Below are 15695 nucleotides of genomic sequence, written 5' to 3' on the forward strand. Positions count from 1 at the left end.
CGCCTTTTTCGCACAAAGCCCCCCAAGAATCGCCCGGGCCCGCTGGCACGCACTCTGCGTCGTGCCAACGCAAAACCTCGACGATCTCAGGGAGTCCACGTGGAAAAAGTACAAGCGCTCGGGTCGCGGGGCGGCGTTGCCCGTTTGACAGGCATCGCGGCGGCGGTCGCGATGAGCGTGTTTCTCGCCAGCTGCGGCGGCGGCAGCGGCTCCGGCAGCACCGACACCGGCAGCACCGCGCCCGAGACGCCGGCCTCGCGCAGCGAAGCGGCGCGCTTCCTGACGCAGGCCACGTTCGGCCCGACCGACGCCGACATCGACCGTGTGATGGCCATCGGCTACGCCGCGTGGATCGACGAGCAGTTCGCCAAACCGCAGGCCTCGAAGCGCGCGATCTGGGAAGCGGCCGATGCCGCGGCCAAGCTCGTCAATGCGAGCAGCACCGTCGGCCAGGACGGCACGATCAACGCCTTCTGGCAAGGTGCCATCACCGGTGACGACCAGCTGCGCCAGCGTGTGGCCTTCGCGCTCTCGCAGATCTTCGTGATCTCGATGCAGGACGGCACGGTCGGCGACAACCCGCGCGCGGTCGCGGCCTACCTCGACATGCTGGGCGAGCGTGCCTTCGGCAACTACCGTGACCTGCTGCAGTCGGTGTCGCTGCACCCGATGATGGGGGCCTATCTCACGTCGATCAGGAACCAGAAAGCCGACCCACGCACCGGGCGCGTGCCCGACGAGAACTACGGGCGCGAAGTGATGCAGCTGATGTCGATCGGCCTGCACCAGCTCAACGCCGACGGCACCCGGCAACTCGCCGCCGGCAAGACGATCGACACCTATTCGCCGGCCGACATCAGCGGCATGTCCAAGGTGTTCACCGGGTGGAGCTGGAACTGCCCCGACTGGCCCGACAACACCTGTTTCTTCAACGGCTCGGCCAACGGCAGCGCCAACCCCGACCGCACCTTCGTCTCGATGCTGGGCTACCCGCAGTACCACAGCACCGACGAGAAGTCCTTCCTCGGCGTGACCATCCCGGCGCAGACCCGCGCCGACCCCGACGCGAGCCTCAAGACCGCGCTCGACACCCTGACGGCGCATGCCAACGTCGGCCCCTTCATCGGCCGGCAACTGATCCAGCGGCTGGTCACGAGCAACCCGAGCCCGCAATACGTGAGCGCCGTCAGCGCGGTGTTCGCCAACAACGGCGCGGGTGTGCGCGGTGACCTGAAGGCCGTCGTCAAGGCGGTGTTGATGAACCCCGAAGCGCGCACCGTCTCGGCCACCTCCGGCAAGCTGCGCGAGCCGGTGCTGCGCCTGTCGGCTTTCCTGCGCGCCTTCCCGTTCAGCTCGGACACCGGCTACTACCGGGTCGGCAACACCGACAACGTCGGCACCCAGCTCGGGCAGACCCCGATGCGTTCGCCCTCGGTCTTCAACTTCTTCCGCCCCGGCTACGTGCCGCCGGGCACCGAGGCCGCGCGTGCCAACCTCGAAGCGCCGGAGATGCAGCTCGCTCAGGAAACCACGGCCGCCGGCTACGTCAACTTCATGCGCGACAACGTCAGCGGCGGCGTGGGCTCGACCAACGGCACCGTCAACGGCGTGGTGCTGAACCGGCGTGACCTGCGGCCCGACTTCACGGCCGAACTGGCCCTCGCCGACAAGAGCCTCGAGCTCGTCGACCGGATGAGCGCCAAGCTCATGTACGGGTCGATGCCGGCGGCGCTCAAGACCGAGATCCAGGGCGCGGTCGACTCGATCGCGATCCCCGCGCTCAACACCGGCGGCACGAACCAGGCCCAGATCGACACCGCCAAGCGCAACCGCGTCAACGCGGCGATCTTCCTCACCCTGGTCTCGCCCGAGTACCAGGTCCAGAAATAAAGCAGACGTGACGCAGGGCAACTCACCATGAACCACCACAACGCTTCACGCCGCCTCTTCATGCGCAACGCCGGGGTGCTGAGCGCCGCCGGCGCGGCCGCCGCCCCACTGGCACTGAACATGGCGGCCGTCGGTTCGGCGGCTGCACAGTCGGCCAGCGACTACAAGGCCCTGGTGTGCATCTTCATGTTCGGCGGCAACGACTCGCTCAACATGATCCTGCCGACCGACTCGGCCTCGTGGGCCAACTACACCGCGGTGCGCAACCAGGCGCCCGACTCGATCGCCCTGCTCGCGCCCGGAACGGCGCCGGTGGGCGGCGCGGCGGCCGGTTCGCCGGCGCGGTTGGGCGGCGTGTTGCCGATCGCGCCCGCGCGCGCGCAGGGCCGCACTTTTGCGCTGCACCCTCTGATGGGCACGCTGCAGACGATGTTCGACACCGACAAGCGGCTCGCGATCGTCGCCAACGTCGGCCCGTTGATCGCGCCGACTACGAAGGCGCAGTACGGTCAGTCTTCGTTCCCCAAGCCGGCCAGCCTGTTCTCTCACAACGACCAGCAGAACACCTGGCAGAGCTTCAAGCCCGAAGGCGCCACCGTGGGTTGGGGCGGCAAGCTCGGCGACTTGTTCGCGGCGCAGAACAGCCGCGCGGTGTTCACGTCGATCTCGGCTTCGGGCAACGCCGTGTGGTTGTCGGGCGAGTCGGTGCAGCAGTATCAGGTCGGCACCAACGGCGCGATCCGCATGGGCTCCGACGCCAACGGCAGGATCTACGGTTCCACCAACGTGGCGGCGGCCATGCAGCGCATCGTCAGCGGCACGCGCGGCGGTCACGTCTTCGAGACCGACCTCGCCGCGGTCTCGCAACGCTCGATCGACGCCGAACTCACGCTGCGCACCGCCTTGAAAGCGCCGAGCGACGCCTTGTTCGGCACCGCGCCGGCGAGCGGCGCCTACAACGCCAACACCGACCCGAAACTGCAGTACGACAACCCGCTGACCGGCGCCAAGGCCTTCAACGGGTTGGCACAGCAGCTGCAAGTGGTTGCGCGCATGATCGACGCCAGCGCCGCCACTGGCATCGGCGCCAAACGCCAGGTCTTCTTCGTCAGCATCGGCGGCTTCGATTCACACGACAACGAGAACCGCAACAACGCCGACCTGATGGCCCGCCTCGCGCACGCCATGCGCTACTTCGACACGGCACTGGTGGCGATGGGCGCTCAGAACAAGGTGACCGCGTTCACCGCGAGCGACTTCGGCCGCACCTTCACCAGCAACGGCGACGGCACCGACCACGGCTGGGGCGCCCACCACTTCGTGATGGGCGGCGCCGTCAACGGCGGCGACATCTACGGCAACTTCCCGGTGCTGGGCGCGAAGAACACGAACAACAACAACTTCGACAGCAGCCCGAACCAGATCGGCAACGGCAGCCTGCTGCCGGAAACCTCGGTCGACCAGCTCGGCGCAACGCTGGCCAAGTGGTTCGGCGTGAGCGACACCAATGCGCTGACGGTGTTCCCGAACCTCACGAACTTCAGCACCCGCGACCTCGGCTTCATGAAGGCCGCCTGAGCCGCGGCGCCGGCGCGTCACTGCACGGTCAACACGCGCCGGTACTGGATCGCTTCGGCCAGGTGCGCCGTGGTGATGTGGCGGGCCCCGCCCAGATCGGCGATCGTTCGAGCGACCCGCAGCACACGGTGGAAGCCGCGCGCCGACCAGCCCAGGCGGGCGGCCGCGGCCTGCAGAAACTTCGACTCGGGCGCGTCGAGCGCGCAATGCAGATCGAGTGCGTCGCCGGCCAGCATCGAGTTCAACCCGGCCTGACGCGCCAGCGCACGATCGCGCGCTGCCCCCACCCGCTGTGCGATGACCGTGCTGGCTTCACCGTCGGGCGCCGCGGCCAGCGCCTCGGCCGGAACCGCAGGCACCTCGACCTGCACGTCGATGCGGTCGAGCAAGGGCCCGCTGATCCGCCCCTGGTAGCGCGCCACCACGTCGGGCGTGCAGCGGCAGGCCCGCAATGGGCTGCCGAGGTGGCCGCAGGGGCAAGGGTTCATCGCGGCGATCAGTTGAAAACGCGCCGGGAACTCGGCCTGCCGCGCGGCGCGCGAGATCACGATGCGCCCCGTCTCCAGCGGTTCACGCAGCGCTTCGAGCGCCGCGCGCTGGAATTCCGGGAACTCGTCGAGGAACAACACGCCGTGGTGCGCCAGCGAGATCTCGCCCGGACGCGGCGGTGAACCGCCGCCGACCAGCGCGACCGACGAGGCCGTGTGGTGCGGCGAGCGCAGCACCCGCTGGCCCCAGCGCTCGGGCGCAAAACCGCCGGTCAGGCTGAGCACCGCGGCCGACTCGAGCGCGTCGTCGGGCGCGAGCGGGGGCAGCAGGCTGGCAAAGCGTTGCGCCAGCATCGACTTGCCGGTGCCCGGCGGGCCCACCATCAACACGCTGTGGCCACCGGCGGCGGCGATCTCGAGTGCGCGCTTCGCCGCAGACTGGCCTTTCACCTCGCGCAGATCGGGCAACGTGGCCGGTATCGACGGCGCCGACGCGGTGGTCAGCGGCAAGGGCGCGGACAACTCGGCATCGCCCGGCAACATCGCGCGGATCACGTCGAGCAAGTGCGCCGCGCCGTGGATCGCCAGGCCGTCGACCAGCGCCGCTTCTTGCGCGCTGGCCAGCGGCAGCACGAGCGCGCGCTGCCTGCCGGCGCCACGCCGCCGCAGCGCGAGCGCCATGGCCAGCGCGCCGCGCACCGGCCGCAGGTCGCCCGCCAGCGACAACTCGCCGGCGAACTCGAAAGCGTCCAGGCGCGCGGCGTCGACCTGGCCGCTGGCGGCAAGGATGCCGAGCGCGATCGGCAGGTCGAAGCGGCCCGATTCTTTCGGCAGGTCAGCAGGGGCGAGGTTGACGGTGATGCGCTTGTTGGCCGGGAATTCCAGCCCGCTGTTCTGCAGCGCGGCGCGCACGCGTTCGCGCGCCTCTTTCACTTCGGTGTCGGCGAGGCCGACCAGTGTGAAGCTCGGCAGCCCGTTGGCCAGGTGCACCTCGACCGTGACTTCGGCGGCCTGCAAGGCGTGCAGCGCCCGGCTGTGGATGACGGCAAGCGACATGGCTCTCCCTGGTGCGAAGCCGGCACGCCTGCCGGCTCTGCGGTTCGTCGGCCGATTGTGCCCGCCGTGAATGCACGGAACGGCGGCCGACGGGTGCACCAAAAGGAGTCACCCAAAAAGATGGCACCAATGAAGTGCGGTGGCGACCTGGTTTGAATCATCGATGGCCTGTCATGGGGCAAATGGCCGTGCACGGGGCTTGGCACAAAAGCTGCAAAACGTGTCCGGAGCCACTTTGCCCGTCCAACACCCGCCTCTGGAGATTTCCGACATGAACAAGACCGTTCTCGCGCTTGCTGCCACCCTGGCCATCTCGGCCCTGCCGACGATCGTGCACGCCGAAGAAGCCAGCCCGCTGTCGTTCAACGTGGCGCTCGTCAGCGACTACCGCTATCGCGGCATTTCGCAGACCCGCCTGAAGCCCGCCGTCCAGGCCGGTGTCGACTACGCCCTGCCGGCCGGCTTCTACGTCGGCGCCTGGGCCACCAACATCAAGTGGATCAAAGATGCCGGCGGCGACGCCAACGTCGAGGTCGACCTGTACGGTGGCTACAAGGGCGAGATCGCCAAGGACGTCACCTTCGACGTCGGCGTGCTGCGCTATCAGTACCCGAAGAACAAGCTCGCCACCAGCGCCAACACCACGGAAGTCTATGGCGCCGTGAGCTTCGGCCCGGCCACCCTGAAGTATTCGCACAGCGTGACCGACCTGTTCGGTTTCACCGACAGCAAGAACAGCGGCTACATCGACGCCAGCGCTTCGTTCGACGTGGGCAGCGGCGTGATGCTCGCCCCGCACGTGGGCTATCAGCGTGTGGCGCACAACGGCGACTTCTCGTACACCGACTACTCGCTCACCGCCAGCTACGACTACCAGGGCTTCGTGTTCAGCGCGGGCGTGGTCGGCGCCAGCACCAAGTCGATCGGCGGCACCAAGGCCTACGCCTCGCCCGCCAACGGCAAGGACCTCGGCAAGGCCGGCCTGGTCGTCGGCGTCAAGAAGACGTTCTGAATCTCAACCCGGGAGAACTGCCATGAAGATGGTGACTGCGATCGTCAAGCCTTTCAAGCTCGACGAAGTTCGTGAAGCACTCAGCGCCATCGGCGTTCAGGGCATCACGGTGACGGAAGTGAAAGGCTTCGGCCGCCAGAAAGGCCACACCGAGCTGTACCGCGGTGCGGAGTACGTGGTCGACTTCCTGCCGAAAGTGAAGATCGAAGCGGCGGTCGACGACGCGATCGTCGACCGTGTGATCGAAGCGATCGAAAGCGCGGCCCGCACCGGCAAGATCGGCGACGGCAAGGTGTTCGTGTCGACCCTCGAGCAGGTCGTGCGCATTCGAACCGGCGAAACCGGCAAAGACGCGCTCTGACGCACAGGAACAAGAAGACAACCATGAGAAAACTCTTTGCTTCCCTCACCCTGGGGCTCGCCCTGGGCTTGGCGGGCCTGACCGGCACCGCCTTTGCGCAAGACGCTGCTTCGGCACCCGCTTCGGCGGCGGCTCCGGCCGCGGCGATGGCTTCTGCCGCCGCGCCTGCACCCGCAGCGTCGGCCGAAGCCGCTTCCGCTGCGGCCTCTGCCGCTCCGGCGCCCGTGGCCAACAAGGGCGACGTGGCCTGGATGATCGTGGCCACGCTGCTCGTGATCATGATGACCGTGCCCGGCCTGGCGTTGTTCTACGGCGGCCTCGTGCGCAGCAAGAACATGCTGTCGGTGCTGATGCAGGTGATGGTCACGTTCTCGATGATCGTGGTGCTGTGGTGCGTGTACGGCTACAGCCTGGCGTTCACCGAAGGCAACGCGTTCATCGGCGGCTTCGACCGGCTGTTCCTGAAAGGCCTGTTCGATCCAGCGACCGGCACCTTCGCGATGGGCGCGACCTTCAGCAAGGGCGTCTACATCCCTGAGATGCTGTTCACCGCGTTCCAGGCCACCTTCGCCGGCATCACCTGCTGCCTGATCGTGGGTGCCTTCGCAGAGCGCGCCAAGTTCTCGGCGGTGCTGCTGTTCATGGCGCTGTGGTTCACCTTCAGCTATGCGCCGATCGCGCACATGGTCTGGTTCTGGATGGGCCCGGACGCGTACGCCACCAAGGAAGTGGTCGATGCGATGAACGCCAAGGCCGGTTACCTGTGGCAGATGGGGGCGCTCGACTTCGCAGGCGGCACCGTGGTGCACATCAACGCTGCCGTGGCGGGGCTGGTGGGTGCCTACATGATCGGCAAGCGCGTCGGCTACGGCAAGGAAGCCTTCACGCCGCATTCGCTGACGCTGACGATGGTCGGTGCAGCGCTGCTGTGGGTGGGCTGGTTCGGCTTCAACGCCGGCTCGGCGCTCGAAGCCGGCAACAGCGCCGTGCTCGCCTTCATGAACACCTTCAGCGCCACCTCGGCGGCCGTGCTGGCCTGGTGCATCGGCGAAATGCTGATGAAGGGCAAGGCCTCGATGCTGGGTGCCGCGTCGGGCGCCGTGGCGGGCCTGGTGGCGATCACCCCGGCCTGCGGCAACGTCGGCCTGATGGGCGCGATCGTCATCGGGTTCATCGCCGGCTTCGCCTGCCTGTGGGGTGTGACCGGGCTGAAGAAGATGCTCGGTGCCGACGACTCGCTCGACGTGTTCGGCGTGCACGGTGTCGGCGGCATCGTCGGCGCGCTGCTCACCGGCGTGTTCAACACCCAATCGCTCGGTGGCCCCGGCCTGGTGGGTGACTGGGTCACGGCGGGTGTGATCTCCAACGGCATCGGCGCGCAGGTCTGGATCCAGCTGAAGGCGGTGCTTCTCACCATCGTGTGGTCGGGCGTGGTCTCGTTCGTGGCTTACTTCATCGTGGACAAGGTCGTCGGCCTGCGTGTCAACGAAGAAGACGAGCGCGAAGGCCTGGACATCAGTGCCCACGGCGAAACGGCGTACCACAACTAACGCTTCGCTGAAGACGATAGCGGGGTCGCCCCTGGCGACCCCTTCAAGGTGGAAAGGGCCGCGATCGCGGCCCTTTTCTTTTGCGCCCGCCGGCATTGGCGTCGGCCCTTGCGCTCGCCGCCCGCAACCCCAGATGCCTAGAATCTCTCTCCCGCGCATCTTCGCGGCAGCATCTTCCCGGGCTCCGCCATGGTTCCTCATCTCATCACCGCACTCACCGGCCCGATCAACGAACTCGAACAGCGCATTCTCGAGTCGCTGCCGGCCATCGAACGCTGGTTCCGGCTCGAGTGGATGGAACACACGCCGCCGTTCTACACCTCGGTCGACGTGCGCAACGCCGGCTTCAAGCTCGCACCGGTCGACACCAAGCTGTTCCCCGGCGGCTTCAACAACCTGACGGTCGAGATGCTGCCGCTGGCAGTGCAGGCGGCGATGGCGGCCATCGAGAAGATCTGCCCCGAAGCCAAGAACCTGCTGCTGATCCCCGAAAAGCACAGCCGCAACACGTTCTACCTGGCCAACGTGCAGCGCCTGATGCAGATCTTCCACATGGCCGGCCTGAACGTGCGCCTGGGCACGCTCGACGACAGCATCACCAAGCCGACCGAGATGGCGCTGCCCGACGGCAGCACGCTCACGCTCGAGCCCTTGGTGCGCACCCGCGGGCGCCTCGGGCTGAAGGGTTTCGACCCCTGCACGATCCTGCTCAACAACGACCTGTCGGCCGGCATCCCGAAGGTGCTCGAGAACCTGCACGAGCAGTACCTGCTGCCGCCCTTGCACGCGGGCTGGGCCTTGCGGCGCAAGACCAAACACTTCGCGGCCTACGAAGAAGTGGCGAAGAAGTTTGCCAAGCTGCTGGGCATGGACCCGTGGCTCATCAACCCGATGTTCGCGCGCTGCGGCGAGGTGAACTTTGCCGACGGCAGCGGTGAAGAGTGCCTGATGAGCAATGCCGAAACCCTGCTCGGCAAGGTGCGGCGCAAATACAAGGAATACGGCATCCAGGAAAAGCCCTTCATCGTGGTGAAGGCCGACGCCGGCACCCACGGCATGGGCGTCATGACGGTGCGCGACCCGAAGGAACTGTCGGAGGTGTACCGCCAGGCGCGCAGCAAGGTGGGCGCAACCGAGGGCGCCCAGGAGCGCAGCGAAGTGATCCTGCAGGAAGGCGTGCCGACCTTCGAACGTGTCAACGATGCCGTGGCCGAGCCGGTCGTCTACATGATCGACCGCTATGTCGTGGGCGGTTTCTACCGCGTCAACGCCGGGCGTGGCATCGACGAGAACCTGAACGCGCCCGGCGCCAGCTTCGTGCCGCTGGCCTTCGCCGAGCACAACCAGCTGCCCAAGCCGGGCGCCAAACCCGGCGCCAGCGCGCCCAACCGCTTCTATATGTACGGCGTGGTCGCGCGCCTGGCCATGGTGGCTGCAAGCTACGAGCTCGAAGCCACCGACCCCGACGCCGAAGTCTACGAATAGCCTGTCGCTGCGGGCTTGGCAATCGTCTGCGGCGCACGGTTGCTGCGCCGCAACATGGGGCGAGCCGGGGCTGGCGCGCGCTGCGCCCGGGCGCAGAATCTCGCTCCGTGCCGATGTTGGGCCCCGACTCCGGGTGTCTCTGCAGCGTGGCCCGAGTGCACAATGAATCCTGAACCGACCCCGGTCCTGAACAGCGTTCGCCCCGAGTGAGCTCCACTTCCACGCCCAGCAAGTCGGCCCTCGCCGGCCTCACCCTCGGTGCCATCGGCATCGTCTACGGCGACATCGGCACCAGCCCGCTGTACGCGCTGAAGGAAGTGTTCGCCCACGGCCACGTGCGGCTCACCGCCGAGAACATCTACGGCGTTCTGTCGCTGGTGTTCTGGACGCTGACCGTCGTGGTGTCGGTCAAGTACGTGGTGCTGATCCTGCGCGCCGACAACAACGGCGAAGGCGGCCTGATCGCGATGCTCGCGCTCGCCTCGCAGGCGGTGAAAGACCGGCCGGTATTGCGCAAGCGCCTGCTGTTGCTCGGCATCTTCGGCACCGCGATCTTCTTTGGCGACGGCGTCATCACGCCGGCGATCTCGGTGCTCTCGGCGATCGAAGGCCTCGAGGTCGCGGCGCCGGCGCTGCACCGCTACGTGGTGCCGCTGACCCTGGTGGTGCTGACCGCGCTCTTCATGATGCAACGCCGTGGCACCGCCAGCGTGGGGCGCTTGTTCGGGCCGGTGATGGTGATCTGGTTCTGCGTGCTCGCGGTGCTGGGGCTGCAACACATCGCCGAGAACCCGACCATCCTGTGGGCGCTGAGCCCGCACTACGCGCTCGTGTTCCTGGTCGGCAACCCGGGTGTGGCCTTCATCGCGCTCGGCTCGGTGGTGCTGTGTGTCACCGGCGCCGAGGCGCTCTATGCCGACATGGGGCACTTCGGCAAGAAGCCGATCCGCCTGGCCTGGTTCGGCCTGGCGATGCCGGCGCTGGTGCTCAACTACTTCGGCCAGGGCGCGATGCTGCTCGAACACCCGAGCAAGGTCGGGAACCCGTTCTTCGAGATGGCGCCAACCTGGGCCCTGTACCCGCTGATCGGGCTGGCCACCTGCGCCACCGTGATCGCCTCGCAGGCGCTGATCACGGCGGCGTTCTCGGTCACCAAGCAGGCGATGCAGCTCGGTTACCTGCCGCGCCTGCGGGTACTGCACACGTCGGTGAAAGAGACCGGCCAGATCTACATCCCCTTCATCAACTGGAGCCTGTACATCTGCATCGTGGTCGCGGTGGTGATCTTCCAGTCGACCACCAAGCTCGCGGCCGCCTACGGCATCGCCGTGACGATCGACATGCTGATCACGACCACGATGACCTTCTTCGTGATCCGCTACGGCTGGAAGTACCCCTGGTCGCTCAGCTTCGCGGCCACCGTGTTCTTCTTCGTCGTCGATTTCATCTACTTCGGTGCGAACGTGGTCAAGGTGTTCGACGGCGGCTGGTTCCCGGTTGCCATCGGCGCGGTGATGTTCACGCTGATGATGACCTGGAAGCAGGGCCGCCGGCTCATGTCGGCCCGGCTGCGCGAAGACGCCATCGACCTGAAGAGTTTTCTCGAAGCCGTGTTCGTGAGCCCGCCCACGCGCGTGCAGGGCACGGCGGTCTTTCTCGTCAGCGACCAGGGCCTCACGCCGAACGCGCTGCTGCACAACCTGAAGCACAACAAGGTGCTGCACGAGACCAACCTGTTCGTCACCGTGAAGCACCACGAGGTGCCGTGGATCGGCTTCGACAAACGCTGCGAGATGGAGCCGCTCGGCCACGACTGCTGGCAGGTCACGCTTAATTTCGGCTTCAAGAACGAACCCGACGTGCCCGAAGCGCTGGCCTTGCTGCAGAACCGCGGCTGCGTCATCGACGACATGGACACTTCTTACTTCCTGTCGCGCGACATCGTGATCCCGACCACCGGCGGTGGCATGGCCGACTGGCGCGAGAAGCTCTTCGTCGGCATGCACCGCAACGCGGCCGCGGCGGCAGACTTCCTGAGCCTGCCGGCCAACCGCGTCGTCGAACTCGGCTCCAAGCTCGAAATCTAGGCCTGACGAGCGGGCGATGCCCCGCCGTTATCCTCGCTGCATGCGAGCCCGCCTCTCCGACCTGTCGCTCTCCGCCGCCACCGCCGGCTTCGTCGCCGTATTGGTCGGTTTCACCAGCTCGGTGGCGATCGTGTTCCAGGCGGCCACGTCGCTCGGCGCCACGCCGGCGCAGATCAGCTCGTGGATGTGGGCGCTCGGCCTGGGCATGGGCCTGTGCACCTTGTTGCCGTCGCTGTGGTTGCGCCAGCCGGTGATGGTGGCCTGGAGCACGCCCGGCGCGGCCGTGCTCGCGACCGCCGGCATCGCGGGCGGCTTCGGCATGGCCGAGGCGACCGGCGCTTTCATCGTCTGCGCCGCGCTGATCATGTTGTTCGGCGTGACCGGCTGGTTCGAGAAACTGCTCTCGCGCATCCCGATGCCGATCGCCAGCGCCTTGCTCGCCGGTGTGCTCACGCGCTTCGGGCTCGACGCGTTCGTGGCGCTCAAGTCGGCCTTTGCACTGGTGCTGCTGATGCTCGCGGCCTACCTCGTCGGCCGGCGCCTGTGGCCGCGCTACGCGGTGCCGGGTGTGCTTGCGGCGGGCGTCGCGTTCGCAGCCTTCAACGGCCAGCTGCATCTCGAAGGGGTGCACTGGGGCCTGACGGTTCCGGTATTCACCGCGCCTGACTTCAGCTGGCGCGCCACCGTGAGCCTGGCGCTGCCGCTCTTCGTCGTGACGATGGCGTCGCAGAACCTGCCCGGCGTGGCCGCGATCCGCGCCGCGCACTACGACATGCCGATCTCGAAGATCGTCACGCTGACCGGGCTGGCGACGCTCGTGCTCGCACCCTTCGGTGCTTTTGCGCTCAACCTCTCGGCCATCACGGCCGCGATCTGCATGGGCCGCGAAGCCCACCCCGACCCCGAGAAGCGCTACATGGCGGCCGCGGCCTGCGGCCTGATCTACTGCATCGTCGGCCTGTTCGGCGCGGCGGTCACCGGCGTGCTCACGGCGTTCCCGCGCGAGCTGGTCGTCGCGATCGCCGGCCTCGCGCTGCTCGGCAGCATCGGCGGCGGCCTCGCGCTCGCGCTGAAAGAAGAGGCGCACCGCGAAGCGGCCTTGATCACCTTTCTCGTCACCCTCAGCGGCGTGAGCCTCGCCGGCATCGGCTCGGCCTTCTGGGGCGTGGTCGCCGGCGCGCTGGCGCTGTTTGTGCAACAGTGGCGGCCCGGCGCGACCGCGCGCCCCTGATTCCCGAGAAGACACACCACCATGAACCTGCTGTTCGTCGCCGACCCGCTGGAAAGTTTCAAGACCTACAAGGACTCGACCTTCGCGATGATGCGCGAGGCTTCGGCGCGCGGCCACGCGCTGCACGCCTGCGAACCGAAGGACCTGATGTGGCAGCAGGGCGGGCGTGTCAGCGCGCCGATGCGCAGCTTCACGCTCACCGGCCACAGCCAGGTCTGGTTCAAGGCGCAGCCCGAGGCCGTGGTCGCGCTCGCCGACGTGCACGCCGTGGTGATGCGCAAGGACCCGCCGTTCGACAGCGAATTTTTCTACGCGACGCACCTGCTCGGCCAGGCCGAACGCGAAGGGGCGAAGGTCTTCAACAGCCCGCGCGCCCTGCGCGACCACCCCGAGAAGCTCGCGATCCTCGAGTTCCCGCAGTTCATCTCGCCGACGCTCGTGACCCGCAGCGAAGACGACATCAAGCGCTTTCACACCCAGCACAAGGACATCATCCTGAAGCCGCTCGACGGCATGGGCGGCATGGGCATCTTCCGCGTCGGTCCCGACGGGCTGAACCTGGGCAGCATCGTCGAGACGCTGAACAAGGGCGGCGCCGAGACGGTGATGGTGCAGCGTTACCTGACCGAGATCACCAAGGGCGACAAACGCGTCCTCGTGATCGACGGCAAGCCGGTGCCGCATTCGCTCGCGCGCATTCCGCAAGGCAGCGAGATCCGCGGCAACCTGGCGGTCGGGGGCAAGGGCGTGGCCCAGCCGCTGAGCACCCGTGACCGCGAGATCGCCGAAACCCTGGGCCCGGTGCTCGCCGCGCGCGGGCTGCTGCTGGTCGGGCTCGACGTGATCGGCGACTGCCTGACCGAGATCAACGTGACCAGCCCGACGGGCTTCCAGGAAATCACGCAGCAAAGCGGCTTCGACGTGGCGAAGATGTTCGTCGATGCGCTGGAGGCAGCGGTCGCGCGCTGAACACGCGCCGACGCGCGCACTGGGATAATCCGCGTTTTCCCTGAAAGCAGCCCGCGTGACGCGGGCTGCCGCGTGAGACTCCATGGCTGTCCTTTCCCTTTCCAACGCCCACCTGGCCTACGGCCACGTGGCCCTGCTCGACGAAGCGGCGTTTTCGCTCGAAGCCGGTGAGCGGCTCGGCCTGATCGGCCGCAACGGCGCTGGCAAGTCGTCGATGCTGAAGATCATCGCCGGCCTCGAAAAACTCGACGACGGCCTGCTGCAGATGACGCAGGGCGTGCGCATCTGCTACGTGCCGCAGGAGCCGGTGTTCGAGCCCGGCCACAGCGTGTTCGAAGCGGTGAGCGAAGGCGTGGCCGAAGCGCGCGCGGTGCGGCAAGCTTATGAAGAACACGCCGACGGCGTCGACCTCGACGCGCTGCAAACGCGCATCGAAGCCCTCGACGCCTGGAACTGGGAGCAGCGTGTCGAGACCACGCTCGCGCAACTGCACCTCGACGGCTCGCGTGACATCGGGCAGCTTTCGGGTGGCATGAAGAAGCGCGTGGCGCTGGCGCAGGCGCTGGTGGCCGTGCCCGACGTGCTGTTGCTCGACGAGCCCACCAACCACCTCGACCTCGACTCGATCGCCTGGCTCGAAGAACTGCTGCGCGGCTTCAAGGGCAGCGTGATGCTGATCACCCACGACCGCGCTTTTCTCGACGGTGTGGCCACCCGCATCATCGAGCTCGACCGCGGCACGATCCGCAGCTACCCCGGCAACTTCAGCGCCTACGAGCGCATGAAAGAAGAGCAGCTCGCGTCCGACGCGCTCGCCAACGCCCGGGCCGACAAGCTGCTGGCGCAGGAAGAGGTGTGGATCCGCAAGGGCGTGGAAGCGCGCCGCACCCGCAGCGTGGCGCGCATCCAGCGCCTCGAGGTGCTGCGCGACCAACGCCAGAAGCGGCGCGACTCGCTCGGCCAGGTGCGGCTCGAGATCGACTCGGGTGCGCCCAGCGGCAAGATCGTCGGCGAGCTGAAAGAGGTGTCGTTGAACTTCGGCGAGAAGGTCATCGTGAAGAACTTCAGCGCGACCATCCTGCGCGGCGACAAGGTCGGCCTGATCGGCCCGAACGGGGCCGGCAAGACGACGCTGCTCAAGCTCATCCTCGGTGAACTGCAGCCCACGCGCGGCGCGGTGCGCCAGGGCAGCAAGATCGAGGTCGCCTACTTCGACCAGATGCGCAGCACGCTCAACCTCGACGCGACGCTGGCCGACACCATCAGCCCGGGCAGCGAATGGGTCGAGTTTGCCGGCCAGCGCAAGCACGTGATGAGCTACCTGAACGACTTCTTGTTCTCGCCCGAGCGTGCTAATTCGCCGGTGCGCACGCTCAGCGGTGGCGAGCGCAACCGTGTGCTGCTGGCACGCCTGTTTGCGCTGCCCGCCAACGTGCTGGTGCTCGACGAGCCGACCAACGACCTCGACATCGACACGCTCGAACTGCTCGAAGAACTGCTGCAGGCCTACAAGGGCACGGTCTTCCTCGTCAGCCACGACCGGCGTTTTCTCGACAACGTGGTCACGAGCACCATCGTCTGGGAAGGCGACGAGTCACCTGGCCAGTGGCGCGAGTACGAAGGTGGTTATGAAGACTGGAAGATCCAGCGTGATCGCGCGAAGCTGTTGCGGGATCAAGCTGCGCGTGCGGCGGGCAAGTCGAAGGACACGCCGCCTGCAACCAAGGCCGCCGTCGCCGCGCCGGTGCCGGCCGCCAAAGCGCGCAAGCTCAGCTACAAGGAACAACGCGAGCTCGACGAACTGCCCAAGCGCATCGAAACGCTCGAAGCCGAGCAGAAGGAACTGGCCACGTTTCTGGCCCAGCCCGAGTCGTACACGAAGGAAGCCGACCGCGCGATGAAGGCGCAAGCGCGCCATGCCAGGATCGACGACGAGTTGCTGGCGGCGATGGAACGCTGGGAAGCGCTCGGCGCGCGCTGAAAGGCTT

The 15695-nt window shown here is 67.2% G+C and carries 11 protein-coding genes; 10 read left to right on the plus strand and 1 reads right to left on the minus strand.

Going from position 1 to position 15695, the window contains the following annotated elements; all coding sequences use genetic code 11:
* Positions 1–99 precede the first annotated feature (99 nt).
* Together AC30PD_RS20080 and AC30PD_RS20085 are read left to right on the plus strand one after the other, a co-directional pair.
* On the plus strand, positions 100–1890 hold the full coding sequence (locus AC30PD_RS20080) for a DUF1800 domain-containing protein (RefSeq protein ID WP_489537456.1): 1791 nt from the start codon (positions 100–102) through the stop codon (positions 1888–1890).
* 27 nt (positions 1891–1917) lie between these two features.
* Positions 1918–3468, plus strand: coding sequence for a DUF1501 domain-containing protein (locus tag AC30PD_RS20085; protein ID WP_489537457.1), 1551 nt, complete (start codon positions 1918–1920; stop codon positions 3466–3468).
* Positions 3469–3485: 17 nt separating this feature from the next.
* Here AC30PD_RS20085 and AC30PD_RS20090 read toward each other — a convergent pair whose 3' ends face one another.
* A complete protein-coding gene (locus AC30PD_RS20090) occupies positions 3486–5012 on the minus strand; it encodes a YifB family Mg chelatase-like AAA ATPase (RefSeq protein WP_489537458.1) in 1527 nt (508 codons plus the stop codon).
* A gap of 271 nt (positions 5013–5283) precedes the next feature.
* Here AC30PD_RS20090 and AC30PD_RS20095 point away from each other — a divergent pair, with 271 nt between their 5' ends.
* From AC30PD_RS20095 to AC30PD_RS20130, 8 genes are all read left to right on the plus strand, one after another.
* Positions 5284–6024, plus strand: coding sequence for a TorF family putative porin (locus AC30PD_RS20095; RefSeq protein WP_489537459.1), 741 nt, complete (start codon positions 5284–5286; stop codon positions 6022–6024).
* Between the two features lie 22 nt (positions 6025–6046).
* Positions 6047–6385 carry a P-II family nitrogen regulator gene (locus AC30PD_RS20100; protein WP_489537460.1) on the plus strand — a complete coding sequence of 113 codons (339 nt, stop codon included), beginning with the start codon at positions 6047–6049 and terminating at the stop codon, positions 6383–6385.
* Positions 6386–6408: 23 nt separating this feature from the next.
* Positions 6409–7935, plus strand: a complete 1527-nt coding sequence (locus AC30PD_RS20105) for an ammonium transporter (protein WP_489537461.1) — start codon at positions 6409–6411, stop codon at positions 7933–7935.
* 189 nt (positions 7936–8124) lie between these two features.
* Entirely contained in the window at positions 8125–9420 is a 1296-nt protein-coding gene (gene gshA / locus AC30PD_RS20110; protein ID WP_489537462.1) for a glutamate--cysteine ligase, read from the plus strand.
* A gap of 206 nt (positions 9421–9626) precedes the next feature.
* Positions 9627–11507 carry a potassium transporter Kup gene (locus AC30PD_RS20115; protein ID WP_489537463.1) on the plus strand — a complete coding sequence of 627 codons (1881 nt, stop codon included), beginning with the start codon at positions 9627–9629 and terminating at the stop codon, positions 11505–11507.
* Positions 11508–11547: 40 nt separating this feature from the next.
* On the plus strand, positions 11548–12738 hold the full coding sequence (locus AC30PD_RS20120; RefSeq protein WP_489537464.1) for a benzoate/H(+) symporter BenE family transporter: 1191 nt from the start codon (positions 11548–11550) through the stop codon (positions 12736–12738).
* A 21-nt stretch (positions 12739–12759) separates the two neighbouring features.
* A complete protein-coding gene (gene gshB, locus AC30PD_RS20125; protein ID WP_489537465.1) occupies positions 12760–13707 on the plus strand; it encodes a glutathione synthase in 948 nt (315 codons plus the stop codon).
* 82 nt (positions 13708–13789) lie between these two features.
* On the plus strand, positions 13790–15688 hold the full coding sequence (locus AC30PD_RS20130) for an ATP-binding cassette domain-containing protein (protein WP_489537466.1): 1899 nt from the start codon (positions 13790–13792) through the stop codon (positions 15686–15688).
* Positions 15689–15695 lie beyond the last annotated feature (7 nt).

This window comes from Rhizobacter sp., from assembly GCF_032229685.1.
In the GTDB taxonomy this organism is placed as follows: Bacteria; Pseudomonadota; Gammaproteobacteria; order Burkholderiales; family Burkholderiaceae_C; genus LMDS01.

Excerpts from the sequence above, each read along its gene's own strand:
- AC30PD_RS20090 (WP_489537458.1), bottom strand. The coding sequence starts at position 5,012 with ATGTCGCTTGCCGTCATCCACAGCCGGGCGCTGCACGCCTTGCAGGCC.
- AC30PD_RS20095 (WP_489537459.1), top strand. The coding sequence starts at position 5,284 with ATGAACAAGACCGTTCTCGCGCTTGCTGCCACCCTGGCCATCTCGGCC.
- gshA (WP_489537462.1), top strand. The coding sequence starts at position 8,125 with ATGGTTCCTCATCTCATCACCGCACTCACCGGCCCGATCAACGAACTC.
- AC30PD_RS20100 (WP_489537460.1), top strand. The coding sequence starts at position 6,047 with ATGAAGATGGTGACTGCGATCGTCAAGCCTTTCAAGCTCGACGAAGTT.
- AC30PD_RS20130 (WP_489537466.1), top strand. The coding sequence starts at position 13,790 with ATGGCTGTCCTTTCCCTTTCCAACGCCCACCTGGCCTACGGCCACGTG.
- AC30PD_RS20085 (WP_489537457.1), top strand. The coding sequence starts at position 1,918 with ATGAACCACCACAACGCTTCACGCCGCCTCTTCATGCGCAACGCCGGG.
- AC30PD_RS20105 (WP_489537461.1), top strand. The coding sequence starts at position 6,409 with ATGAGAAAACTCTTTGCTTCCCTCACCCTGGGGCTCGCCCTGGGCTTG.
- gshB (WP_489537465.1), top strand. The coding sequence starts at position 12,760 with ATGAACCTGCTGTTCGTCGCCGACCCGCTGGAAAGTTTCAAGACCTAC.
- AC30PD_RS20120 (WP_489537464.1), top strand. The coding sequence starts at position 11,548 with ATGCGAGCCCGCCTCTCCGACCTGTCGCTCTCCGCCGCCACCGCCGGC.